The organism is Rhodococcus rhodnii NBRC 100604, from assembly GCF_001894925.1.
GTDB lineage: Bacteria > Actinomycetota > Actinomycetes > Mycobacteriales > Mycobacteriaceae > Rhodococcus_F > Rhodococcus_F rhodnii.
This window is the reverse complement of sequence record NZ_BCXD01000004.1, coordinates 21,956-45,254: the sequence shown is the minus strand read 5'-3', so window position 1 is coordinate 45,254 and position 23,299 is coordinate 21,956. Positions and strand designations below refer to the sequence as shown.

Sequence of the window (23,299 nt, the reverse complement as noted above, 5' to 3'; positions counted from 1 at the left end):
ACGCCCGTGCCCTCGACGCCGGTTCCACCACGGTCGACCGCGCCCACGTCAGCCCTTTCCGGGATGCAGAGCACCGCACGCGTCGCACGTGCGCGCGTCGGTGTCGGCGTAGAACTTCTCGAACACGACGGGAAGATCGACGACGATGTCGCGTACCTGCAGTTCGACCTCGTGGAGCTTGTCGTTGCACTCGAGGCAGTACCACTGGAACTTCTCCAGCGTGCCCTCCTCGCGCACCCGCTCGATGACGATGCCGATCGATCCTTCCGCCGGACGCTGCGGCGAATGCGGAAGGTCCCGGGGCAGCAGCCACGTCTCGCCTTCGCGGATGTGGACGTCCTGCGGCCCGTCGTCCGTCATGACGCGCACGACGATGTCGCCCCGCACCTGATGGAACCACTCCTCGTACGGGTCGACGTGGTAGTCGGTGCGCTGGTTGGGGCCACCGATCACCTGGACGATGAAGTCGTCGCCGAGCTGCATCGTCTTGTTGTTCACGGGCGGCTTGAGCAGATGCTCGTTCTCGCCGATCCACGTGCCGAAGTCGATCGGCTTCGTCAGTCCGGTCATCACTGGTCTCCTGTCGTCCGAAGTGTGGTGTCGCCCTGCGTCTTCGCGGGCAGATGCACGATCGCCTGGATCTCGATGAGCAGATGCGGGTGCGGCAGCTGGTGCACGGCGACGGTCGTCCGGGCGGGCCCGGTCTCGTCGAAGTACTCCGCATACACCGCGTTGTAGCCACCGAAGTCGTTCATGTTCACGAGGAAGGTCGTCACCTGCGCGACGTCCTGCAGTCCGCAGCCGACCTCGCCGAGGATCCCCTCGATGTTCTCGATCACCGCGCGCGTCTGCTCGCGGATGTCGAGATTCGTCGTCCCCAGCTCGTCGACCTCGACTCCGACGAAGGTGTTGTCGGGCCGGCGCGACGACGTGCCCGACACGAACACGAGATCGCCGACGACCTTCACGTGCGGGAACCGTCCGCGCGGTCTCGCGCGTCCCTCGATGAGATGCCCGCCGCTCACGACTGCACCTCCAGGCCGCGCACACCCGACACCGAGACCGTGCCGAGCCCCTCGATCTCGCACTCGGCGTGCACGGGCCCGAGCGGCAGCGCCGCGGTCGCGGCACCGGCGAGCACCACGTCGCCGGGCACCAGCGCGAGGCCTCGCTTGCGGCACATCCGCTGTGCCTCGCGCACCGCGTTCATCGGGTCGTCGAGGATCGCGGCCGTGCTACCCGTCGACTCCTGCTCCCCCACGCTGATGCGGACGGCCGCCTCGGCGGCGTCCACCACCGGCTGCCACGGCCCGACGACGAACGCGGCAGCCGACGTGTTGTCGGCGACGACGTCCTCGTGGGTGAACCGGAAGTCGCGGTACCGCGAGTCGATGATCTCCATCGCGGGAGCGATCGCGTCGACGTGCTCGGCGAGGTCGCTGTCCGGATCGGACAGATCGAATCCGGGGCCCACGCGGTACGCGACCTCGGGCTCGATGCGGGGGTGGATGAAGCGTGAGAGGTCGACCTCGCCGCCGTCGCCGATGTGCATCGCATCCGTCAGCCGGCCGACGATGACCTCCGCGACGCCCATCTGCGCCATTTTCGCGCGGCTCGTGAAGCCCATCTTCACTCCCACGAGTCGCTCGCCCCGCGCGAGCCGGCGCGCGGTGAGTGCCTCCTGGATCGCGTAGGCGTCGTCCAGGTCGAAGGCCGACGTGTCCGACAGGCTCTCGACGTCGCGCACGCCGGTCTGCGCGGCGTCGAGCACGTCTGCGAGCTCGTCGCGCAGTGCGCGGCGATCGGGCTGTTCGCTGGTCATGCGGTCCTCTCCGTCATTCGATGCTCACTCGGGTTCGCGGTGCTCACAACTGGACGCACACGTTGGTCGGCTCGGTGTAGAAGTGCAGCGACGACTCGCCGCCCTCCCGCCCGATGCCCGACAGGCCCATGCCGCCGAACGGCGACCGCAGGTCACGCAGGAACCACGTGTTGACCCACGACATTCCGACGTTCATGCTCTGCGCGACGCGGTGGCCCCGCCGAATGTCGTTCGTCCACACCGACGCGGCGAGCCCATACTCGGTGTCATTCGCGAGGGCGATCGCCTCGGCTTCGGTCTCGAACGGGATCAGCGCCGCGACGGGCCCGAAGATCTCCTCTCGAACCACGCGATTCGAGTTCGTCAGCCCGGTCCACAGCGTCGGCTCGATCCACGCGCCGCCTTCGAGATCGGCACCGAGGTCGGGAGTCGCGCCGCCGGTGAGGACCTTCGCGCCCTCCTGCTCCGCGAGCGCGAGATACGACCGCACCTTCTCCCGGTGTCCCCGCGAGATCAGCGGTCCGGTCGTCGTCGTCTCGTCGAGCGGATCGCCGAGCCGCAGCGCCTGGGCACGCTCGACGAGTCCCGCGGCGATGTCGTCGAAGATGCTGCGCTGCACGTAGACCCGCTCGGTGCACAGGCAGACCTGGCCGGTGTTGGTGAAGATCGCCCGCGCGAGTCCGTCCATCGCCTCGGTGGGATCGACGTCGTCGAAGACGACCGCGGCGTTCTTGCCACCGAGCTCGAACGAGACGGGCCGCACGCGTGGCGCGACCGTCTTCATGACGTGCGAGCCCGTCGCGGACGAGCCCGTGAACGTCACGCCGTCGATGCCGTCGTGCGTCGTCAGAAACTCCCCCGCGGAGTTCGCACCGAAGCCGTGGACGACGTTGTAGATGCCGTCCGGGAGCCCGACCTCGGCGAGTACCTCGGCCAGCAGCGTCGCGGTCGCGGGAGTCTCCTCGCTGGGCTTGACGACGACTGCGTTACCGCACGCGAGGGCCGGCGCGACCTTCCACGTGAGCAGCAGCAGCGGCAGGTTCCACGGCACGATGACCGCGACGACGCCGAGCGGCTTGCGGACGGCGTAGTTCAGCGCCCGCCGGCCGCCACCCATCTCGGTGACGAACGACTCCTGACCGGCGGCCGCGACGATGTCCGCGAACGTGCGGAAGTTCGCCATCGCCCGCGGAACGTCGAGGTCACGAGCCTGCACCAGCGGCTTGCCGGTGTCCGCGATCTCGGCGGCGACGAACTCGTCGAACCGCTCCTCGATGCGGTCGGCGGCGCGGCGGAGCAGCGCCGTCCGTTCCCGCACCGGGGTCTCCGCCCAGTCCGCGAGTGCACGCCGTGCCGACGTCACGGCGCGATCGACGATCGCCCGGTCCGCCTCGTGGACCCGTGCCACGACGCGGCCGGTGGCGGGATCGATGTCGTCGAATCCCTCGGCATCGACGGGATCGACGAACCGTCCGTCCACGAAGTTGCGGATCCACCGCGTTTCCTGCTGCGTCATGCCGTTCACTCTCGCGGTGCGGGGCTGCTCCCCACAAATACCGCTTCACGGCATCGGCATGCACTCTCGGCATAACGGCCAGCGGGAGGCCTACATGTAACGCAGGCGCGACAAGGTGGGGCGGATGTCCTCGAAGGCGTCGTCCTCTCCGGCCCGCCACGCCTTCAGAGCGTCCGCGAGCACGCGACGATCGCGCTGACGTTCGCGACGGTTGGCCCGGCGAGCCTGCGGACCTTCATGGCACATCCAGCACGAACAGGCACCGATGCCGGTGTACTGAAAGAGCCAGGTGCAGTTCGTTCGGTAATCGCGGCGCAGAGGCGGACGCTCCGGAAGATCGCATTCGGGATGGCACGACGCGTGATACGGAGACGTGGCGAACTCACCGAAGTGGAGCCTGACGAAGAACGGAGTGTGTGCATCGGTACGGGACACGAGGTGCCTCCAGGGGATCTCGGAGCCCCTGCCCGCTACCCCCGGATGAGGACGAACAGGGGCTGCGGCATCTCCACCGCATCCCTGGCTCGATGTGTCCTCGACGTCACCCCATCACCGTAACAACGGCGTCCGACATTCGCGGGAGTCGCGTCCGACCGTCCAGAACGACGCCGTGGGCGGACGAAAACGGGTCGCGCGCGCTCGGGCCGACGAGCAATGATGGCGGTACGCGAGATCCTACGATCGCGGTCGCCCCACAGAACCGGAAAGCCATGTCGCCGAAGAGATCAATGCACGAATAGTCGCCGAGCTCCATTACTTCAACGACTGGGTATCCATCGCGGATGTGCTGAAGACCATGGGGACCACGTCGTTCGTCGCCGCACGAGACGTCGTGGAATCGGTGCTCTCGTGCATCGATTCGAGTGGGAATCTGGAACTCGGCATCGTCACGAACAGGTTCGAGACCATACCGAAGCCGCTCCCGGTCGAAGCGCTGCTCGACCGCATATTCGCCGAGCAGGACGCCGGGGACAGATCCGCGAAGATGATGGAACTCTTCATCGCCGAAGTCTGATCCCCGCTCTGCTCGAAGTGAGACGACGCGCCGCAGCGGATGACGCTCGCGGCAGCGAATTCATCAGGACCGCCTCGTGTTTCGGACCTAGGACTGTTCACGATACGTTCGCCGTGGGGCGGCTCTGCGTCGCCACCCGTTGCTACGGTGCATCCACGGTGCGACGTCGGCCCCTGCACACGGTCCGTGCTCGATCGACGTCGACGTTCGCCCCCGAGACCTGCCCACGGAAATCGGAGAACGACCGCATGACCCCACCACCCGAGAGAAAGAACGTCCTCGGCGACCCTCCTGGCTGGTCGCAGGCCATCGTGATGTTCGCGCTGCTCTACGTGGCGATCGCCGTCTCGTTCACCACCGTCACTGCCGACGCTCTCGTCGTGGGCGGTCTCGCGACCGGCCTCGTCACGTTCGCGCTCGAGAAGACTCGAGGCACCACCTCCCGCGTGACGATCCTGGGTGGCACCGGCTTCGCGGTCGTCGTCGCGATCGTTGCAGCCGTGCTGAGCGGCTGAACGAGCACGAGTGTTTCACGCGACGTCGACGACGTCTCCACAGTGGAGCATCGGGGCGACGACGTCGCGCAGCGCGCGCCGCGTCCCCGGGTCGTCGGTGATCGGGATGGCGACGATGCCGTCGGCGACGCCCGCCGAGCGGATATCGGCGACGAGTCCCGCGAATCCCGCGGGCGTTCCGATGTAGTGGACGGCAGCACCCGCATCACGCTGCGACTCCGCCACTTCGCGCCGCGCTGTCCGCGCATCGTCCGCGAGATGCACATGCACGTCGAGCAGGACCGACGCGTCCCCCGCGTCGGCGCGCAACCTGCGCGTGATCGCGGACGCCTCCCGCAGGTCGGCGGCATCGACACGCACGAACCGCACATCCGTCCCGGGCGAGTCCTGACCCACCATCGCGAGGACCGGAACGTTCTCGCGCACCGTCATCGTCGTCGTCATGGGGTACCTCCGTCAGCTCCGCCGAACTCGTCCTGCTCCATCGGACCCTCCGGGGCACCCGCCCACAACGCCCGGTCCCATCCACCGGAAGACCGCTATTCGTAGATCCCCTCCACCGCCCACCCCTCCGCATCGCACACCACGAGCAACGCCCGCGAGTCCTCCAGCAGGATCTGCGCACGCGAGATCGTGGTGACGTGCCGCGGATCCCACCACCACTCGTCCACCGGCCACGGTCCGGCGCAGGCCTCGACCCGCCACGACCTGCTCCCCCACGCCACGTGAACAGGCACGTCCGAGAACATGCCCCGATCGGTGACGACGACGTCGCCGCCGCCCGTCCCCGTCACCCGGATGCGGGGCCGCGCCGGGAACAGGGTCGTCGGTGAGGGCTCGGGCAGCCGGCCCGGCCACGGCTGATCCGGGTCGCGCTCGGGCGTGTGCTCCTCCCCCCACGGCAGCAGCGTGATGCGTTCGGCCGGACCTCGCCCACCGCTGAGCACCCCGACCCGCACCGCGTCGCCACCCAGCAGGCCCTGGACCCGGGTGAGGGCGCGGCGGGCACGCTCGTCCTCCTCACCGACACCACCCCACAATCCCGGCTGCAACGCACCCGCCGAGACCACCTCGACCGGGTCGAGCCGCAGCACCGCGATCCCCGCGCTGGGCCTCGGTGTGTCGCTACCTCGCCGTCCACGCCCCGTCAGCCAGCCGTCGATCTGCCAGCGGACCCGGTCGGCTGTCGCCTCCGGCGTGAGCGGCTCCGCGCATCGCCATGTGCGCGTGTGGGTTTCACCGTGATCGGTGACGACGGTGATCGTCAGCCGGGTGCATGCGACACCCGCCGCCGTGAGCACACCGTGGAGCCGGGTCGCGAGCGCGCGTCCCGCGAAGGCCGCGGCGTCGACCCGCTCGATCAGCGGATCGCAGTGCATCTCGGCGACGAGATCCGGTGGCAGCGCACGCGGCGACGGCGGACGCTCGGGTTCGCCGCGCGCGGCGCGATGCGCGAGCACCGCGTCGGTGCCGAACCGGGACGCGACGTCGGTGGCCGGCAACGCCGCGAACTCGCCGATCGTGCGAATCCCGAGCCGCCGCAGCAGATCGACGAGATCGTCGCGTTCGGGTGCCGCGAGCGCCGGTTCCGCGGCGAGCTCCCGCATCGACAACGGCGCGAGGAAACGCGCACCCTCCCCCGCGGGAACGAGAACACCGTGACGCGCCGCGATCACCGCCGTCGTGAGCTGATCGGCGACACCGATCTGGCATTCGACCCCGATCGAGGCGACCTCGTCGACGAGCCGCTCGGCAGCCGCCTCCTCGGACCCGAAGAACCTGCCGGCCCCCCGCGCCGACAGCACGATCAACCCCGGACGCAGAATCTCCGCACCGGGAACGGCGGCATCGACGGCCGCCGCGACGGGCTCGAACAACCGCGCGTCCCGGTCGGGATCGACACCGGCGACGTAGAGCTGCGGGCACCGTGCCTGCGCCTCCCGTTTGCGCAGTCCCCGCCGAACTCCCTCGGCACGTGCGGGAGCCGAACACGCCGTGACGCGGCTGCCCGTCAGCACCGCGACCGGACGAGCGGGCGAGACGTCGGCGTCCGCCGCGGCAGCGACCGCGGGCCAGTCGGGACACCACACCGCGAGCACCCGGCGCGCCGTCACGACCCCACCGCCCGTTCCGCCACGACGGCGGCCGCTTCGGTGTCGGCGCACTCCCACTCGACCCTGCCGCGCCGCGACTGCACCCCGAGCCGCGTGCTGCGCACCGGAAAAGCCCTGCCCCGGGCGTTCACCGACAGCCGCACCCCGCACACCCGGCCGCGGCCCGTGCTGTCGCCGAGGCCGTGATAGCCGTCGACACGTGCGTCGAGCGCCACCTCGGCGCCGTCCCACCGGCCGTCCGTCACCACCAGCGTCGACCGCTTGCTCCGTGCCCGCGCGACGACGGCGCGCGCCCGCGTCGGCGGCACTGCGGCCCCACCCAGCCCGAGGACGACCAGGTCCATCCCGTCGAGCAGCACCGCCGCGATCTCCACCGGATCGGGCCCCGGATCCGGGACGACGGCGAGCCGGTCGAGCCGCGCCCCCATCTCCACCGCGGCGAGCAGGCTCATGTCCGGGCGGCCGACGACGGCGACGTGCCCGCCGTCCGCGGTGACCGCCGCGACGAGCCCCACGAGCAGCGACGCGGCACCCGACACCGTGGCGACCGAGCCCCGCACCAGCCCACCGCGCGGCAGGAGATCGGCGAGCCCGCCGGGGACCGGAAGCACGGACGCCGGGGAGACACCGCCTCGGAGCGCGGGATCGGCGACCGAGGCCCCCGGTTCCGCGGCAGCGATCGGCTGCGCGGCAGCGACCGACTCCCCCTTCGCGGGGACCGCCGCGATCTGCCGCCGAAGCTGCTCGATCCGCTCCCGACGCGCAGCGTCGTTCATCTCCACCCTCGTCTCAGCTCGTCACCGGACCGCGCGCAGGGCACGACTCGGTGACACGACCGGACTGCGGGGAAGGCACAGACCACATCGAACACGTTTTCGATCCGTTTTCAGTAAATCCCCTCCTCGCGCATCACGTCAAGCGCACGGAGAAACGCCTGGTGAATGCATGTGAACCAAGCCTCACACCCGTGTCGGTTAACCTGAGCGCGTGACCGACAGCGGCCAGGCGATCCGAGGAATCGGACCCGAGTACCTCGTGGCAGGGCGCTACCGCCTGCGCCACAAGCTCGGCGGCGGCGGCATGGGTGCCGTGTGGCTCGCGCGCGACACGCTGCTGCAGCGCGACGTCGCCGTGAAACAGGTCACGACGACCGTCGGACTCGACCCCGACGAGGCGCGCGCCGTCCGCGAACGGACGATGCGCGAGGGCCGCAACGCCGCGAAACTGACCCATCCCCACTCGATCGCGATGTACGACGTCGCACTCGAATCCGGCGAACCGTGGCTCGTGATGGAGTACGTCCCGTCGCGGTCGCTCGCGCAGGCGATGAACATCGCCGAGACCCTCCCGCCCATCGAGGTCGCGCAGGTCGGCGCCCAGGTCGCGGACGCACTCGCCGCCGCGCACCACGCGGGCATCGTCCACCGCGACATCAAGCCCGGCAACATCCTCGTCGCCGATCGCGGCCGCGGCCTCGGCACCGTCAAGATCAGCGACTTCGGCATCGCCCGCGCGAAGGGCGACGCCGCCGACGCCGCCGACAGCGTCATCACCGGCACCCCCGCCTACTTCGCCCCCGAGGTCGCCCGCGGCAAGGATCCCACCGAGAAGAGCGACGTGTTCTCGCTCGGCGCGACCCTCTACACCGTCGTCGAGGGGCAGCCGCCGTTCGGGATCGACACCGACTCGATCGCGCTGCTGCACCGCGTCGCGAAGGGCGAGATCCGGCCGCCGACGCAGACCGGGCCGCTCACCGAACCGCTGCTGCACATGCTCGAACCCGATCCCGCCCGCAGACCGACCATGGCGCAGGCCCGCGACGAGCTCGCCGCCGCCGCTCTCGGCCCGAGCGGAGGCGTCGAGCAGATCATGGGCCAGCCGATCTACTCCGCGACCGGCACCGTCCCGGCGTGGGCGAGCCACGGTACGCCACTGCAGGATTCGCGTCGTTCCATCGGATCGACGATGAGTGGACTCCCGCCCGCACGCCCCGCAGGCTCGCTCGACGACGCCCGCAGACCCGTGCAGCCGCTCGTGTGGCCCACCCGGGCCGAACCGCGCACGCTCCGCGACAAGATCGTCGACTCTGCCCCGATCGCGATGAGCGTCATGGTCTCGATCCTCGTGCTCGCGGCCGTCGTCGCGGCGATCGTGCTGGTGATCCAGCCGTGACGGTCCTCGTCGGCGCCACCGACCTCGCCCGCGAGCTCGCGGGCCCGAATCCGCCTGTCCTGCTCGACGTCCGGTGGGCGCTCGGCGATCCCCACGGCCACGCGCACTACCGCGACGCACACGTCCCGGGCGCGGTCTTCGTCGATCTCGAGACCGAACTCGCCGCACCCGCGTCCCCGGACGCCGGCCGTCATCCGCTGCCCGACCCCGCCGCACTGCAGGCCGCCGCGCGCCGCTGGGGAATCCGGCAGGGACAGCCCGTCGTCGTCTACGACGCGACGGGCGGTACGGCCGCCGCACGCGCGTGGTGGCTGCTCGGATGGGGCGGAGTCGAGAACGTCCGGCTGCTCGACGGCGGACTCCCCGCGTGGCGGGCCGCCGGCCTGCCCACCGCGGCGGGCGACGAGTACGCGGCCGCCCCGGGAGACGTCGAGATCACCCCCGGCGCCCTGCCCACGATCGGCATCGACGACGCCGCGGAGTTTCCCGGCGTCCTCCTCGACGCCCGCGCGACCGAGCGCTACACCGGCGCCACCGAACCCGTCGACCCGAGGGCCGGGCACATCCCCGGCGCCGTGAGCGCACCGACATCCGAGAACCTGCGCGGCGACGGACGTTTCCGCTCCGCCACCGAACTCGCCGACCGATTCGCGGCACTCGGCGTCGCACCGGGAACCCCCGTCGGCGTCTACTGCGGATCCGGCGTCACCGCCGCACACCAGATCGCGGCACTCGCCGTCGCCGGCATCGACGCGGCGCTGTTCCCCGGCTCGTGGTCGCAGTGGTCGCACACCGACCGGCCCGCCGCCACCGGCGACGAGTAAGGGCCGGGCCCGGTCACTCGATCCGGCGGCGGTGCGCCCAGCGAGTGAGGGCGTTGCGATTCGACTGCTGCGTCTTGCGCAGCACGTTCGACGCGTGCGTCTCGACCGTCTTGATCGAGATGAACAGCTCTTCCGCGATCTCCCGGTAGGTGTACCCGCGCGCGAGCAGCCGCAGCACCTCGAGCTCACGCGGCGTGAGCGAATCCAGTTCGGGATCGAGCGGCGGCTCCGGAACTGCCGAACGCCCGGTGAACGAATCGAGCACGAAACCCGCCAGCCGCGGGCCGAACACGGCGTCGCCGCCCGCGACCCGGCGAATCGCGTCCGCCAGCTCGTGCCCCGAGATCGTCTTGGTGACGTACCCGCGCGCACCCGCACGGATCACCGCGATGACATCCTCCGCGGCGTCGGACACACTCAGCGCGAGGCACACCGGACCACTCGCGATGTCCCGCAGGACCGCGATGCCACCGCCGTCGGGCATGTGCACGTCGAGCAGCACGACGTCGGGCTTCGCCGCATCGATGCCCCGCACCGCCTCCGCGACGGACCCCGCCTCACCGACGACGGTCATGTCCGGCTCGCGGCCGAGCTCCGCGCGCACACCGGAACGGAACACGGCGTGATCGTCGACGAGGAAGACGCGGTACGTGCGAGACGGTGCGGACGGGTCCGAAGCGGAGTACTGCGTGGTCACTGAGCCTGTTCTTCCTGCAGACGGGCGGATCGACGCCCCCACTGTAGGCGAGTGGATCGGCCGTTCCGCCGTTCCCCACCGCTGCGCGCCGTGTCGCCGTCGTCGTCCCCGCCCTCGCCCTGACCGTGGACGACGCCGCGGGGCAGGTGGATCCGCACCTCGGTTCCGCGCCCCGCCGACGTCCGCACGTCGACCCGGCCACCGCGGCGCTCGATCCGTCCACGAATCGACCGAGCGAGACCCTGCCGGTCCGCCGGGACGGCCTCGGCGTCGAAACCCTTCCCGCGGTCGCGCACGAAGACGCTCACCTGATCGGGCTCGGCCTCCATGTACAGGTTGACCTCGGACTCTCCCGAATGCTTCGCGGCGTTGACCAGCGCCTCGCGCGTCGCCCCGACGACCGCCGTGAATGCCTCCTGCGACAGCTGCTCTGCGCCGTCGCCGAGCGCGACGTCGCCGACCGTCACGGGCCGGACGGTGATCGAGTACTGATCCTCGACCTCGCCCGCGATCGTCGCGAGCGCCTCGGCCAGCGACGAATGCGCGTTCTCGCCGCCCCCGAACAGATACCGCCGCAACTCCCGCTCCTGGCTTCGCGCGAGCCGCGCGACCTCGGCGGCGTCGCCCGACTGCTTCTGGATGAGCGCGAGCGTCTGCAACACCGAGTCGTGCAGATGCGACGCGATCTCGTCACGCTCGTCCGTCCTGATCCGCGCGGCCCGCTCGGCCTCGAGCGAGCGCCACAGCCGCAGCCACAACGGCACCGTCAGCAGCGCCGCACCCACGAGCGTCACGACGACCGCCGCGAGCGACGAACGCAATGCGTCGAACTCGACCTGAGCGAGCACGACGACGGCGAGCCCCACGACGATGAGCGACACACCGCCCACCACCCGCGCCCAGGTGAGAACGGTGGGACGCTGCGGCAGGCCGAGCATCGACTTCGGGCCACCCGAATCGAACTCGCGCCACACCAGCGCGGCACCGACCGCGATGACGACGGCCGGACCGACGATCGTACCGGTCGCGCCGCTGAACGCCGCCGACAGCACCATGCCCGCGACGATCGCGAGCACGATGAGCCCGTAGGCCTTCGTCCGTTCGTCTCGCGACGGCCGCGCCGTGTCGGAGCCCTGCGGCGTGAACACCCACAGCAGGCCGTACAACGCGAAACCCGCACCGCCGACCACGCCGAGCGCCGCGAACACCGTGCGCACCCGCGTCGCGTCCACACCGAGCTGATCGGCGACACCACCCGCGACACCACCGACGATGCGGCCGCCGGCACGCCGCTCGAACCGCGGCACCGGCAGGATCTCACCGGGCGCGGGCGGACGGGCAGGAGCAGACGACACGCCTTCGATCGTGTCACGGGAGAGCCGCCCCGGGCATCGGGGTCGTCCCTGATATGCCCGAATCCCTGGACGTCACGGCAAATCAGGGAACATCCCGATGCGCGAGCACACCCCCACCACCCACGATGGAGACATGACCGAGTCGAGCTTCCAGGACCAGCTGGCCGACATGTGGCGCACGCGCCCCGTGCGGCTGCGCGGGCCGGTGTCGGGCGTCAGCGCCGGCATCGGTTACCGCTACGGGATCGATCCCGTTCTCGTCCGCGTCGTGTTCGTCGTCGCGGCACTCTTCGGGGGCGGCGGCATCGTCGCCTACCTCGCGGCGTGGCTGCTCCTCCCCAAGTACGGCGACGCGGCGTCGGCCGCGGAATCCGCCCTCGGCCGCGGCCACAGCTCGATGTCCGGCGGAAAGATCGCCGTCCTCGTCGTCGCGTTCCTCGTCTTCGTCACCGCCTCTGCAGGCCCGGGCGCGTTCGGGATGGGCGGCTCCAGCGTGCTCGTCCTCGCACTGCTCGCGCTGGCCTGGTGGTTCCTCCACCGCCGTACCCCACAGCCACCGCCGCTCCCGCAAGGCTTCCCCGGGGTTCCCGGCACCTGTCCCGTGCCGCTCGACACCTACACGCGCGCCGTCGGACTGCACACCCCGTACGCCGCCGACTCGGCCACACCACCCGGCCCCTACCAGAACCAGTACAGCCCCTACACGCGGCTGCCGGACCACTACGTTCCCGACCCGCCGCGCACCGGGCAGTCGCCCGAACCCGCGAAGGAGTCCGGCGAGCGGCCCACCCCACCGGCGACCCCCACGCCACCGCAGTGGGATCCGCTCGGCGTCGCGCCGTTCGCGTGGGACCTGCCCGAACCCGCCGGCACCCGCGAGGTCGCCGAACAACCACGAGCACCGCGTTCCCGGCTGACGCCCGTCGTCATCGGACTCGCGACACTCACCGCCGTCGCGGGAGCGGTCACGGCAGGCACCACCGGAATCGCCTGGTTCACCCCCGGACGCATCGCCGCCATGTCGCTCGCCGTCGTCGGCATCGGCCTCGTGATCGGCGCCCTCACCCGCCGCGGCCACGGACTGCTCGTCGTCGCCGCCCCGCTCGCGGGATTCACGATCCTCGCCTCGCTCGTCGGGCCGCTCGACGGCAACCGCAACTACGGCGGCGACTTCGCGTGGACCCCGACGTCGATGACCGAACTACAGAGCACCTACTCCATCGGAGCCGGATCGAGCGTGCTCGACCTACGGCAACTCGACCTCACCGCCGATCGCACCGTCACCGTCGACACGATGTTCGGGCACACCGCGGTCCTCGTGCCGCCCGGCATGAACGTCACCAACGACTGCACCGCGATCTTCGGCGAGAACGACTGTCTCCCCGACGGTCCCACGGCCGACGGTCCGCTGCTGACACTCGAGATCGACAACTCCTTCGGACACGTGGAGGTCCTCCGTGGCTGACGACACGAACACACGACACGACACCCGCGACAGCGGGCGCCGCCCCTCCCTCGTCCTGCTGGCGTTCGGCATCGCGGCGCTGCTCGTGAGCGGATGGGCACTGATCGGCCCGCTCGACCTCACCGGACTCGACACCGGTGTCCTTGGATGGACCGTCGCCGGCGTCGCCGCCCTCGTCGGCATCGCGCTCGTCGCGCTCCCCGGACGCCGCGGCCGCAGCTGAGAGGCGGCCCGGCTGGGCGATCAGACCGGGCGGGCGGTCACTCCCACTCGATGGTTCCCGGCGGCTTGCTCGTGACGTCCAGCACGACGCGATTGACGTCGGGAACCTCGTTGGTGATGCGCGTGGAGATCCGTTCGAGCACCTCGTACGGCAGACGCGTCCAGTCGGCGGTCATCGCGTCCTCGCTCGAGACCGGACGCAGCACGATCGGATGGCCGTACGTGCGGCCGTCACCCTGGACGCCGACGCTGCGGACGTCCGCCAGCAGCACGACGGGGCACTGCCAGATCTGCCCGTCGAGACCCGCTGCCGTGAGCTCCTCGCGAGCGATCGCATCGGCGTGACGCAGGATGTCGAGCCGCTCGCGCGTGACGGCGCCGATGATCCGGATACCGAGTCCGGGACCGGGGAACGGCTGACGGCCCACGATCTCCTCGGGCAGCCCCAACTCGCGGCCGACGGCGCGCACCTCGTCCTTGAACAGCAGGCGCAACGGCTCGACCAGCTCGAACTGCAGGTCCTCGGGAAGGCCGCCGACGTTGTGGTGGCTCTTGATGTTCGCGGTCCCGGACCCGCCGCCGGACTCCACGACGTCCGGATACAGCGTTCCCTGCACGAGGAAGTCGACCGTCTCGCCGTGCGCGGCGCTCTCGCCGAGCACCTCGGACACCGCACCTTCGAAGGAGCGGATGAACTCGCGGCCGATGATCTTGCGCTTGGTCTCCGGATCGGAGACACCGTCCAGTTCGGCGAGGAACTTCTCGGACGCGTCGACGACGACGAGATTCGCCCCGGTCGCCGAGACGAAGTCCTTCTCGACCTGCACCCGCTCGCCGGCGCGCATGAGGCCGTGATCGACGAACACGCACGTGAGGCGATCACCGATCGCGCGCTGCACGATCGCGGCGGCGACGGCCGAGTCGACACCTCCCGACAGACCGCAGATCGCGCGCCCGTCGCCGATCTGCTGCTTCACCTGCGCGACGAGCGCATCGGCGATGTTCGCCGCCGTCCAGTCGCCCGGGATGCCGGCGATCTCGTGCAGGAACCGGCTCAGCACCTGCTGGCCGTGCGGCGAGTGCATCACCTCGGGGTGGTACTGGACACCCGCGAGGCGCCGTGCCCGATTCTCGAAGGCCGCGACCGGCGCACCCGCCGACGAGGCCGTGACCTCGAAGCCCTCGGGCGCCTCGGTGACGGCGTCGCCGTGGCTCATCCACACCGGCTGCGTCGCGGGCGTCCCCTCGTGGAGGACGCCGCCGCTCACCGCGAGATCCGTCCGGCCGTACTCGCGCGTCCCCGTCTCGGCGACCGTGCCGCCCAACGCGTTCGCCATCGCCTGGAAGCCGTAGCAGATGCCGAACACCGGGACGTCGAGATCGAACAGCGCGGGATCGAGCCCCGGGGCGCCGTCGACGTAGACGCTCGACGGCCCACCCGAGAGCACCACCGCGCGCGGATTCTTCGCGGCGATCTCGTCGACCGACGCCGTGTGCGGCACGACCTCCGAGTAGACGTTCGCCTCGCGCACGCGCCGCGCGATCAACTGCGCGTACTGCGCACCGAAATCCACGACGAGAACCGGCCGCTGCTGCTCGGCCACGGCCTGCTGCTCGTCACCGGTGTTCTGCTGCTGTTCTGGGGTGTCCGACACCCCGCCAGTCTAACGGGCGCCGCTCCGGCGCCCGTCGCCGTCATGCGACGCCGGTGCCGGGTTCCGGAACGGTCGGCCGACCCGAGGTGACCTCGACGATCGGGAGCGTCAGCGCCGCCGGTGCATCCGCCGGAACGACGGGGTTCTTCGGCGCGACCGGCGACAGCCGCAGATAACCCTGGCCCTGGCTCGGCCGCGGATCCTCCTCACCCTTGTTCGGCCACAACGACGCCGCGCGCTCGGCCTGAGCCGAGATCGTCAGCGACGGGTTGACGCCGAGATTCGCCGACACCGCCGAGCCGTCGACGACGCTGAGCGTCGGATGACCCCACACGCGGTGGTACGGATCGATGACGCCCTGCGACGAATCGGCACCGATCGCACAGCCGCCGAGGAAGTGCGCCGTGAGCGGGATGTCGAAGATCTCGCCCCACGTGCCGCCGGCCTTGCCGTCGATCTTCGCGGCGATGCGCCGCGTCGCCTCGTTGCCCGCCGGGATCCAGCTCGGATTCGGCTCGCCGTGGCCCTGCTTGCTCGTCACCTTGCGGCGCCCGAACAGGCCCTTCTTGGTGTATGTCGTGATCGAGTTGTCGAGATTCTGCATCACGAGGGCGATGATCGTGCGCTCGCTCCAGCGATACGGCGTCAGCGCCAGCAACGTCTTCGGCGTCTTCAGTTCCTTGGCGAACTCCTTGATCAGCTTGACCCACCTCCGGCCGCCGCCGTCGGTCATGAGGGTCTGGAGCAGCGCCATCGAGTTCGAGCCCTTGCCGTACCGGACGGGCTCGACATGGGTGTCCGGCTTCGGATGGAACGACGAGGTGATCGCGACGCCGCGCGTGAGGTCCATCGCCGGGTCGACCGTCACCCGCGCCGCGCCGAGGATCGATTCGGAGTTCGTGCGGGTGAGCACACCGAGCTGCGACGAGAGGCGCGGCAGCGCACCGGTGTCGCGCTGCTCGAACAGCAGATGCTGGGTACCCCACGTGCCGGCCGCGAGCACGACGTGCGCGGCCGTGTAGGTCTTGCGGCTGCGGTTCTTCAGCGGACCGGTGCGGTGGGTGAACACGTCCCACGTGCCGTCGGAATGCTCCCGCAGGCCGCTCACCGTCGTCATCGGCACGATCTCGGCGCCCGCAGACTCCGCGAGACCCAGGTAGTTCTTGAGCAGCGTGTTCTTCGCGCCGTGACGGCAGCCCGTCATGCACTCGCCGCACTCGATGCAGCCCGTCCGATCGGGGCCGACGCCACCGAAGAACGGATCCTTCACGGTCTCGCCCGGCGTCCCGAAGAAGACGCCCACCGGCGTCTGGATGAACGTGTCGCCGACACCCATGTCGTCGGCGACCGACTTGATCACCTCGTCGGCGGGCGTCATGTGCGGGTTCTGCACGACGCCGAGCATGCGGCGAGCCTGGTCGTAGAACGGCGTGAGCTCGGCTTCCCAGTCGGTGATGTCGGCCCACTGGCGGTCCTGGAAGAACGACGCGGGCGGCTTGTACAGCGTGTTCGCATAGTTGAGCGAGCCGCCGCCGACACCCGCGCCGGCCAGGATGAGGCAGTCGCGAAGCATGTGGACGCGCTGGATCCCGAAGAAGCCGAGCGCCGGTGCCCACAGGAACTTCTTGAGATCCCAGCTGGTCTTCGCGAAATCCTCGTCGGCGAATCGTCGGCCGGCCTCGAGTATCCCGACCTTGTAGCCCTTTTCGACAAGCCGCAACGCGGTGACACTGCCACCGAATCCGGATCCGACGACGAGGACGTCGTAGTCGGTGGTCCGCTGCTGCTCGTTCATGTCTCGACCTCCGGGAGAAGCTGCTGCGTGGTTACTCGCCAGTATGCACCTGTGGGTTGTGACACCAACCACAGGGTCTTCCTGAGTGTAACCCCGCGTCGCAGCAACTCTGCCATGCGACCGAAAGTCCCCTCAGCCGCGGACCGTGAGACCCACCTTCTGGAATTCCTTCAGACTCGAATATCCCGACTTCGCCATCGAACGACGCAGTCCACCGACCAGATTGAGCGAACCGAACGGGTCGTTCGACGGGCCCGTCAGAACCTGCTCGAGCGTCGGCCGCTCCCCCACCGCGACCGGCAGCAGCGCACCACGCGGCACCGACGGGTGTGCCGCCGCCGACGGCCAGTACCAGCCCCGGCCCGGGGCCTCCGCCGACACGGCCAGCGGCGTACCGAGCACGGCGGCGTCGGCACCACACGCGATGGCCTTCGCGAGATCACCCGACGAGACGATGTCGCCGTCCGCGATCACGTGCACATACCGGCCACCGGTCTCGTCGAGATAGTCGCGACGTGCGGCCGCGGCGTCGGCGATCGCCGTCGCCATCGGCACCCCGATGCCGAGGACCTCGCCCGTCGTCGTCGTGCCCGGCGTCGAGCCGTAGCCGACGATCACACCGGCCGCACCCGTGCGCATGAGATGCAGCGCGGTGCGGTGATCGCTCACGCCACCCGCGACGACCGGGACGTCGAGCCCGCCGATGAACGTCTTGAGGTTCAGCGGTTCGGAATCGCCCTGCGCGACGTGCTCCGCCGAGATGATCGTTCCGTGCACGACCAGCAGATCGACGCCCGCCTCGATCAACTGCGGCGCGAGAGCCCGTGCGTTCTGCGGGCTCACACGCACCGCCGTCGTCACGCCCGCGTCACGCACCTGCGCAACCGCCGCCGCCAGCAGACCGGGCTGCAACGGCGCCGCGTGCAGCCGCTGCAACTGCTCGATCACGGCGTCGGGATCCGCGTCGGACTCCGCGATCTCGATCAGCCGCGCGAGTTCGGCGTCGACGTCGGCGTGACGGCCCCACAGGCCCTCACCGTTGACGACGCCGAGGCCGCCCCGCCTGCCGAGCTCGATCGCGAACGACGGCGACACGAGGGCGTCCGTCGGATGCGCGAGGATCGGGATGTCGAAGCGGTACGCATCGAGCTGCCACGCCGTGGACACCTCCTGCGACGACCTGGTCCGCCGCGACGGAACGATGTCGATGTCGTCCAGCTCGTAGCTTCGCCGGGCCTGCCGGCCCATTCCAATCTCGACGAGGTCGCGCACGCGCCTCCCTTTCTCGTGTCCGGCGAACCGATCGTGGCCGGCGGGTTTCTCGTGTCGAGCGGGCCGTCACGGCCCGCGACCGCGGTCAGCGCGCGGTGTAGTTGGGCGCCTCGACCGTCATCGTGATGTCGTGCGGGTGGCTCTCCTTGAGCCCGGCCGCGGTGATCTGCACGAACTGCGCGTCCTGCAGCTCCTCGATCGTCGCCGCCCCCGTGTAGCCCATCGCCGCGCGCAGGCCACCGGTCAGCTGATGGGTGACCTGGGCGAGCGGGCCACGGAACGCGACCCTGCCCTCGATGCCCTCCGGGACGAGCTTGTCCTCGGAGAGCACGTCGTCCTGGAAGTAACGATCCTTCGAGTACGACTTGCCGGAACCACGCGTCTGCATCGCGCCGAGCGACCCCATGCCGCGGTAGCTCTTGTACTGCTTGCCGTTGAGAAGGATCAGCTCGCCCGGCGACTCCGCCGTGCCCGCGAGAAGCGACCCGAGCATCGCCGTCGACGCACCGGCTGCCAGCGCCTTCGCGATGTCGCCCGAGAACTGGAGTCCGCCGTCGGCGATGACCGGCACGCCCGCGGGGCGCGCGACGGACGCCGCTTCGAGGATCGCCGTCACCTGCGGGGCACCGACGCCCGCGACGACACGCGTCGTGCAGATCGAGCCCGGTCCCACACCGACCTTGACGGCGTCGACACCGGCGTCGATGAGCGCCGCCGCGCCCTGCCGCGTCGCCACGTTGCCACCGATGAGCTGGACGCGATCGCCGACCTCCTTCCGAAGCTTCGCGATCATGTCGAGCACGCCGACGGAATGCCCGTGCGCGCTGTCGACGACGAGCACGTCCACACCCGCGTCCACGAGTGCCGACGCCCGCGACCAGGCCTCGTCACCCGCACCGACGGCCGCACCGACGAGCAGGCGTCCGTCGCGGTCCTTCGTGGCGTCGGGATGCTGCTCGGTCTTGACGAAGTCCTTGACCGTGATGAGACCCGTGAGCTTGCCGCTGCCGTCGACGATCGGAAGCTTCTCGATCTTGTGACGACGCAGCAACCCCAGCGCGACCTCGGCCGTGACGCCTTCCTGCGCCGTGACGAGCGGCGCCTTCGTCATCACCTCGACGACGGGACGGTTCTGATCCACCTCGAATCGCATGTCGCGGTTCGTGATGATGCCGACGAGCTGGCCGGCGTCGTCGACGACCGGGAGGCCGGAGATGCGGAAACGCGCACACTTCGCGTCGACCTCGGCGAGCGTGTCGGTCGGCGAGCACGTCACGGGATCGGTGACCATGCCGGCCTCCGAGCGCTTGACGGTCTCGACCTGGCCGGCCTGCGCCTCGATCGACACGTTGCGGTGCAGCACACCCATGCCGCCCGCTCGCGCCATCGCGATCGCCATCCGGGCCTCGGTCACGGTGTCCATCGCCGAACTCACGAGGGGGACCCGGAGGCGGATCTCGCGCGTGAGAAGACTCGACGTGTCGACCTGACTGGGAATGACGTTCGACGCCGCAGGCAGCAGGAGAACGTCGTCGTACGTCAACCCCAGCATGGCGACCTTGTTCGGGTCGTCACCACCGGTGTGGACATGTCCTGCGGAACTGGTCATGCGGGTCGGGTCCTCCTCTACGAAACGCACTGCCACCGGGCGGTGGCCGAGATCGTGGGCCCCACGCACACTCACGCGAGTACCGGAGGGAGCCGGCCGGTCACCCGAAGCGTCCGGTGGTCCGCGGACGACGATCCGCCCGGACCACGACGATCCGTCCGGACCACGGGGTGCGGACGAGACACGGTGTACTCGACTCCCGACACCATGATATCGGCACCACGGGAGTGACCGGCCCGTACCGTCCCACCGGCGGAAACGCCGTAACGGCTGGCGCACACGGCACAGCACTGCGTACCGTGTTCGTGTGCGCGATCAACTGCCTCCCGGACTGCCGCCGGATCCCTTCGCGGGGGACCCTTCCGATCCCTCGGCTGCCCTCGATGCGATCGAACCCGGCGAACCGCTCGACTCGCACGAACGCCTCGCGGTCGAAGAGGATCTCGCCGATCTCGCGGTGTACGAAGCACTTCTGGCCCATCGCGGGGTTCGCGGCCTCGTGGTGTGTTGCGAGGACTGTCAACAGGATCACTACCACGACTGGGACATGCTCAGGGCCAACCTGCTGCAACTCCTCGTCGACGGCACGGTCCGCCCGCACGAGCCCGCGTACGACCCCCATCCCGACTCCTACGTCACGTGGGACTACTGCCGCGGATACGCGGACGCCGCGATGAACGACGCGATGCACGAAGAGAACTTCGACGCCTGACACGCGTCATACGAACACGAGAGAGGGCCGGCACCATCTGGTGCCGGCCCTCTCTCGTGTTCTGTGACGCTCGTGCCGTGGGGTCAGTTCCCCGACGTGCTGGGCGGAGCGGGCGACGCCGCCGTCGTGGTGGGCAGGCCACCCGGCGAGTTCGACGATCCCGGCGGCGTCGTCGTCGGCTGCACCGGCGCCATCATGATTCCGGGATCGGGCGTCGTCGTCGACGTGGGCGGCAGCGTCGCTGCGGTGGTGTCCTGCGGCGGGAGCGGGACATCCGTGGGCGGCGGCGGCAGGACCGGCGGCAGCGGCTGGGGGGCCGGCTGCTCGGGCGCGGGCGGCACGACGGGGGCCTGCGGCACCACATCGGGGGCCTCGACGACCGGAGGCGGAACCTCCTGCGGTACCGCCGCGGCACGCAACTCCGCGTCGAGACGGGCGATCAGCGCGTCGAGCTCGGCGCGCTGCGCTGCGTCGCGCACGCCGTCGGCACTCCCCCGCGCCGCCTCGAGCAGCCGCTGCGCGGAACCGAGGTCGCCGGACTCGAGCGCCGCACGTGCGTCGTCGAGCTGGGTGCTCGCGTCGACCCGCGCCATGGTCGAATCGGCCTGATTGCTGAACACGACCGACTTGACGCCCCACAGCGGGTCGCCGGGCTGCGCGTTCCACGACACGAGCGTGCCGCCACCGAGGGCCACGACGACGAGGGCAGCCGCTGCGGCAGCCGGCCGCACGATGGACAGACGGCGGGGACGCGACCGCTGCGGACGGGCGCCGAGCGCCGCGGCCGCCTCGTCGAGAGTCGGACCGGAAGGCAGCGGTTCGGAGACGATGCTCGACCGCCACGCGGTCAGCGCCAGTGCGAGTTCGTACTGTTCGGGGCTGTCCGTCGCCACGGGACCGTTACCGGCGATCGCATCGATCAGCGCGTCGTCACGGCGGACCGCAGTGACGTCCAGTGGTGCGCCGTCACCGGCGTCGTCCGGGTCGACACCGCCGTCACGGTCGTCCCCGGCCACTGCTCTCACCTGCCCTCATGACTTCCTTCTTCAACTTCGCGATGGCCCGGTGCTGGGCCACACGCACGGCTCCCGCCGTGCTTCCGACAGACGCAGCGGTCTCCTCGGCCGACAACCCGACGACCAACCGCAGGATCAGGATCTCCCGGTGCTTCTCCGGGAGGGTCGCCAGCAGGGCGTTCATCTCCCTGCTGGCCTCCGAATCCAGAGCCCGCTGCTCGGGGCCGCCGTCGACGGCCACGACATCCGGTACTTCGGCGACCGGGTCGGATTTGTTACGCGATGTGTTCCGATGCGCATCCGCGACCTTGTGCGCGGCGATGCCGTAGACGAACGCCATGAAGGGGCGGCCCTGATCCTGGTAGCGCGGGAGTGCCGTCATCACCGCGAGACACACTTCCTGCGCGACGTCGTCGGCGGACGCATGCCCGCGTTCACCTGCGCCGACCCGGGCGCGGCAGTAGCGGACGACGAGCGGGCGAACGTTCTCCAGAACGCGAGCGAGAGCGCCACGATCGCCGCGTACCGCGGCTGCGACATGGGAGTCCAACTCCTCGGCCGTCTCGCTCATCTTCGTCGGTCGTCCTGGCTCTGCGGTGACACGTCCCCCCAACCGGGTGTGCTTCCGCCGCCCGGCGGAACCCCAACAGCGTAACGGTGGCGGACCGCACGGTACGCGGGCGGCTCACGTCCGGTACCAAGCCGCAATCGCCGTCGGCGCGATGCTCGTCACCGCCCGTCGGTCACATACCGGCCGGCATGCCGCCGCGCTCACCGAGCACCCGTGCGGAACTACGCGCCCGTGCGTGGGCTCGCGCGCGACCGTCGGCGTCCGCAGCGATGCCCGTACGCAACATCGCCGCCGCCCACATCAGCGGGACGAGGCCCGCCGCCGCACATCTCTCCTCGATGTCGGCCGCCTCGGCATCGGCCGAGACGGGGTCGGTCGCACACGAGGCCGCAGCCAGGATCAGCCGCGACTTGAGGACGTGCCGCGGCGACGCCAGCTCGCGCGCCGCGACGAGCGCCGCGCGTGCGGGCCCGAGGGCCGCCGCGGCGTCCCCGCCCGCGAGCGCGAGCTTGGCGGACACCCAGTCGATGCGAAGCAGGGCGCGTGGCGCCGCGGGGCCCGCTTCGGCACGTGCCCGCGCGAGCAGGCTGCGCGAGAGCACCAGGCGCCGCGTTCCGAGAGCGTCGGCGGCGAGCCCCACGAGGGCATCGGTCCGTGCCGTCGCGCCGAGGGGCGTGGCGTCCCGCACGACACGGACGAAGGCCGCGCCGTCGTCGATCGCCGCGTCGCGGTGGCCGCCGAGCTGGCGCGTGAGCGACCCGCGTGTGCTCTGCGCGAGCGAGCGGTACACCGGGGCGACGCCGGCGTCGGCGACGAGCGTGTCGAGCATCGTGCGGGCCCGCGCGAACCATCCCGCGGCTCCCCACTCGACCGCGGCCTGCCACCGCCGCGCTGCGCTGTCGGGTACGGGCGGCACTGTCATGGGCGCAAGCATCGCACCGCAGCGCCGCGC

Annotated in this window: 24 protein-coding genes; 7 read left to right on the top strand and 17 right to left on the bottom strand. The window is 70.5% G+C overall.

The features are described from left to right. Positions 1–48: 48 nt before the first annotated feature. From RR1_RS04260 to RR1_RS04240, 5 genes are all read right to left on the bottom strand, one after another. Positions 49–570 (bottom strand): 3-hydroxyanthranilate 3,4-dioxygenase, encoded by a 522-nt coding sequence (locus RR1_RS04260; protein ID WP_010839354.1) that lies wholly within the window; start codon positions 568–570, stop codon positions 49–51. Beyond that, positions 570–1,025, bottom strand: a complete 456-nt coding sequence (locus RR1_RS04255) for a RidA family protein (protein ID WP_040774330.1) — start codon at positions 1,023–1,025, stop codon at positions 570–572. Before RR1_RS04255 ends, RR1_RS04260 begins: the two co-directional genes overlap by 1 nt. Next, positions 1,022–1,822 (bottom strand): 2-keto-4-pentenoate hydratase, encoded by an 801-nt coding sequence (locus tag RR1_RS04250; RefSeq protein ID WP_010839356.1) that lies wholly within the window; start codon positions 1,820–1,822, stop codon positions 1,022–1,024. The genes RR1_RS04255 and RR1_RS04250 overlap by 4 nt, the downstream gene beginning before the upstream one ends. A gap of 43 nt (positions 1,823–1,865) precedes the next feature. Next, the gene (locus tag RR1_RS04245; RefSeq protein ID WP_040774457.1) at positions 1,866–3,338 is read right to left on the bottom strand and encodes a 2-hydroxymuconic semialdehyde dehydrogenase; all 1,473 of its coding nucleotides are present in this window, start codon (positions 3,336–3,338) and stop codon (positions 1,866–1,868) included. A 90-nt stretch (positions 3,339–3,428) separates the two neighbouring features. Then, positions 3,429–3,773 (bottom strand): hypothetical protein, encoded by a 345-nt coding sequence (locus tag RR1_RS04240; protein WP_010839358.1) that lies wholly within the window; start codon positions 3,771–3,773, stop codon positions 3,429–3,431. A 361-nt stretch (positions 3,774–4,134) separates the two neighbouring features. Here RR1_RS04240 and RR1_RS04235 point away from each other — a divergent pair, with 361 nt between their 5' ends. Beyond that, positions 4,135–4,353, top strand: coding sequence for a hypothetical protein (locus tag RR1_RS04235; protein WP_143153700.1), 219 nt, complete (start codon positions 4,135–4,137; stop codon positions 4,351–4,353). Between the two features lie 248 nt (positions 4,354–4,601). After that, positions 4,602–4,868 (top strand): hypothetical protein, encoded by a 267-nt coding sequence (locus RR1_RS04230; RefSeq protein WP_040774333.1) that lies wholly within the window; start codon positions 4,602–4,604, stop codon positions 4,866–4,868. Positions 4,869–4,883: 15 nt separating this feature from the next. On the opposite strand, the gene RR1_RS04225 is transcribed toward RR1_RS04230, so the two are convergent. From RR1_RS04225 to imuA', 3 genes are all read right to left on the bottom strand, one after another. Then, positions 4,884–5,312, bottom strand: a complete 429-nt coding sequence (locus RR1_RS04225; protein ID WP_010839361.1) for a hypothetical protein — start codon at positions 5,310–5,312, stop codon at positions 4,884–4,886. 95 nt (positions 5,313–5,407) lie between these two features. Continuing rightward, positions 5,408–6,982: a DNA polymerase Y family protein gene (locus RR1_RS04220; protein WP_040774337.1), complete on the bottom strand. Its 1,575-nt coding sequence runs from the start codon at positions 6,980–6,982 to the stop codon at positions 5,408–5,410. Next, entirely contained in the window at positions 6,979–7,758 is a 780-nt protein-coding gene (imuA', locus tag RR1_RS04215; RefSeq protein ID WP_051111263.1) for a DnaE2-dependent mutagenesis accessory factor ImuA', read from the bottom strand. The genes RR1_RS04220 and imuA' overlap by 4 nt, the downstream gene beginning before the upstream one ends. Before the next feature lie 211 nt (positions 7,759–7,969). Between imuA' and RR1_RS04210 the strand changes: the two genes are divergently transcribed. Both RR1_RS04210 and RR1_RS04205 read left to right on the top strand, forming a co-directional pair. Beyond that, the gene (locus RR1_RS04210) at positions 7,970–9,154 is read left to right on the top strand and encodes a serine/threonine-protein kinase (protein WP_010839364.1); all 1,185 of its coding nucleotides are present in this window, start codon (positions 7,970–7,972) and stop codon (positions 9,152–9,154) included. Further along, complete coding sequence (locus RR1_RS04205) at positions 9,151–9,978, top strand: sulfurtransferase (RefSeq protein WP_010839365.1); 828 nt, start codon at positions 9,151–9,153, stop codon at positions 9,976–9,978. Before RR1_RS04210 ends, RR1_RS04205 begins: the two co-directional genes overlap by 4 nt. 13 nt (positions 9,979–9,991) lie before the next feature. On the opposite strand, the gene RR1_RS04200 is transcribed toward RR1_RS04205, so the two are convergent. Then, the gene (locus RR1_RS04200) at positions 9,992–10,675 is read right to left on the bottom strand and encodes a response regulator (protein WP_010839366.1); all 684 of its coding nucleotides are present in this window, start codon (positions 10,673–10,675) and stop codon (positions 9,992–9,994) included. Beyond that, complete coding sequence (locus RR1_RS04195) at positions 10,672–12,030, bottom strand: ATP-binding protein (RefSeq protein ID WP_010839367.1); 1,359 nt, start codon at positions 12,028–12,030, stop codon at positions 10,672–10,674. The genes RR1_RS04200 and RR1_RS04195 overlap by 4 nt, the downstream gene beginning before the upstream one ends. Before the next feature lie 133 nt (positions 12,031–12,163). Between RR1_RS04195 and RR1_RS04190 the strand changes: the two genes are divergently transcribed. Beyond that, complete coding sequence (locus RR1_RS04190; RefSeq protein ID WP_040774343.1) at positions 12,164–13,495, top strand: PspC domain-containing protein; 1,332 nt, start codon at positions 12,164–12,166, stop codon at positions 13,493–13,495. Next, a complete protein-coding gene (locus RR1_RS04185) occupies positions 13,488–13,718 on the top strand; it encodes a hypothetical protein (protein ID WP_010839369.1) in 231 nt (76 codons plus the stop codon). The genes RR1_RS04190 and RR1_RS04185 overlap by 8 nt, the downstream gene beginning before the upstream one ends. Before the next feature lie 37 nt (positions 13,719–13,755). Here the strand turns inward: RR1_RS04185 and guaA are convergent, their stop codons facing one another. From guaA to guaB, 4 genes are all read right to left on the bottom strand, one after another. Continuing rightward, on the bottom strand, positions 13,756–15,321 hold the full coding sequence (gene guaA / locus RR1_RS04180) for a glutamine-hydrolyzing GMP synthase (protein ID WP_040774467.1): 1,566 nt from the start codon (positions 15,319–15,321) through the stop codon (positions 13,756–13,758). Positions 15,322–15,412: 91 nt separating this feature from the next. After that, positions 15,413–17,167, bottom strand: a complete 1,755-nt coding sequence (locus RR1_RS04175) for a GMC oxidoreductase (RefSeq protein WP_010839371.1) — start codon at positions 17,165–17,167, stop codon at positions 15,413–15,415. A gap of 132 nt (positions 17,168–17,299) precedes the next feature. After that, entirely contained in the window at positions 17,300–18,439 is a 1,140-nt protein-coding gene (locus RR1_RS04170; RefSeq protein ID WP_010839372.1) for a GuaB3 family IMP dehydrogenase-related protein, read from the bottom strand. 85 nt (positions 18,440–18,524) lie between these two features. Beyond that, a complete protein-coding gene (gene guaB, locus RR1_RS04165) occupies positions 18,525–20,048 on the bottom strand; it encodes an IMP dehydrogenase (RefSeq protein ID WP_010839373.1) in 1,524 nt (507 codons plus the stop codon). 307 nt (positions 20,049–20,355) lie between these two features. Between guaB and RR1_RS04160 the strand changes: the two genes are divergently transcribed. After that, positions 20,356–20,760: a DUF5319 domain-containing protein gene (locus RR1_RS04160; protein WP_010839375.1), complete on the top strand. Its 405-nt coding sequence runs from the start codon at positions 20,356–20,358 to the stop codon at positions 20,758–20,760. An 83-nt stretch (positions 20,761–20,843) separates the two neighbouring features. Here the strand turns inward: RR1_RS04160 and RR1_RS04155 are convergent, their stop codons facing one another. From RR1_RS04155 to RR1_RS04145, 3 genes are all read right to left on the bottom strand, one after another. Further along, positions 20,844–21,776 carry an anti-sigma-D factor RsdA gene (locus tag RR1_RS04155; protein WP_010839376.1) on the bottom strand — a complete coding sequence of 311 codons (933 nt, stop codon included), beginning with the start codon at positions 21,774–21,776 and terminating at the stop codon, positions 20,844–20,846. Further along, the gene (locus RR1_RS04150; RefSeq protein ID WP_010839377.1) at positions 21,757–22,347 is read right to left on the bottom strand and encodes a sigma-70 family RNA polymerase sigma factor; all 591 of its coding nucleotides are present in this window, start codon (positions 22,345–22,347) and stop codon (positions 21,757–21,759) included. Before RR1_RS04150 ends, RR1_RS04155 begins: the two co-directional genes overlap by 20 nt. 172 nt (positions 22,348–22,519) lie before the next feature. Then, the gene (locus RR1_RS04145; protein WP_072713601.1) at positions 22,520–23,269 is read right to left on the bottom strand and encodes a hypothetical protein; all 750 of its coding nucleotides are present in this window, start codon (positions 23,267–23,269) and stop codon (positions 22,520–22,522) included. Between the last annotated feature and the right edge of the window lie 30 nt (positions 23,270–23,299).

Coding starts and splice junctions, on each gene's coding strand:
- RR1_RS04260 (WP_010839354.1), bottom strand. CDS start 570: ATGACCGGACTGACGAAGCCGATCGACTTCGGCACGTGGATCGGCGAG.
- RR1_RS04250 (WP_010839356.1), bottom strand. CDS start 1,822: ATGACCAGCGAACAGCCCGATCGCCGCGCACTGCGCGACGAGCTCGCA.
- RR1_RS04245 (WP_040774457.1), bottom strand. CDS start 3,338: ATGACGCAGCAGGAAACGCGGTGGATCCGCAACTTCGTGGACGGACGG.
- RR1_RS04235 (WP_143153700.1), top strand. CDS start 4,135: ATGGGGACCACGTCGTTCGTCGCCGCACGAGACGTCGTGGAATCGGTG.
- RR1_RS04230 (WP_040774333.1), top strand. CDS start 4,602: ATGACCCCACCACCCGAGAGAAAGAACGTCCTCGGCGACCCTCCTGGC.
- RR1_RS04225 (WP_010839361.1), bottom strand. CDS start 5,312: ATGACGACGACGATGACGGTGCGCGAGAACGTTCCGGTCCTCGCGATG.
- imuA' (WP_051111263.1), bottom strand. CDS start 7,758: ATGAACGACGCTGCGCGTCGGGAGCGGATCGAGCAGCTTCGGCGGCAG.
- RR1_RS04190 (WP_040774343.1), top strand. CDS start 12,164: ATGACCGAGTCGAGCTTCCAGGACCAGCTGGCCGACATGTGGCGCACG.
- RR1_RS04175 (WP_010839371.1), bottom strand. CDS start 17,167: ATGAACGAGCAGCAGCGGACCACCGACTACGACGTCCTCGTCGTCGGA.
- guaB (WP_010839373.1), bottom strand. CDS start 20,048: ATGACCAGTTCCGCAGGACATGTCCACACCGGTGGTGACGACCCGAAC.
- RR1_RS04150 (WP_010839377.1), bottom strand. CDS start 22,347: ATGAGCGAGACGGCCGAGGAGTTGGACTCCCATGTCGCAGCCGCGGTA.
- RR1_RS04145 (WP_072713601.1), bottom strand. CDS start 23,269: ATGACAGTGCCGCCCGTACCCGACAGCGCAGCGCGGCGGTGGCAGGCC.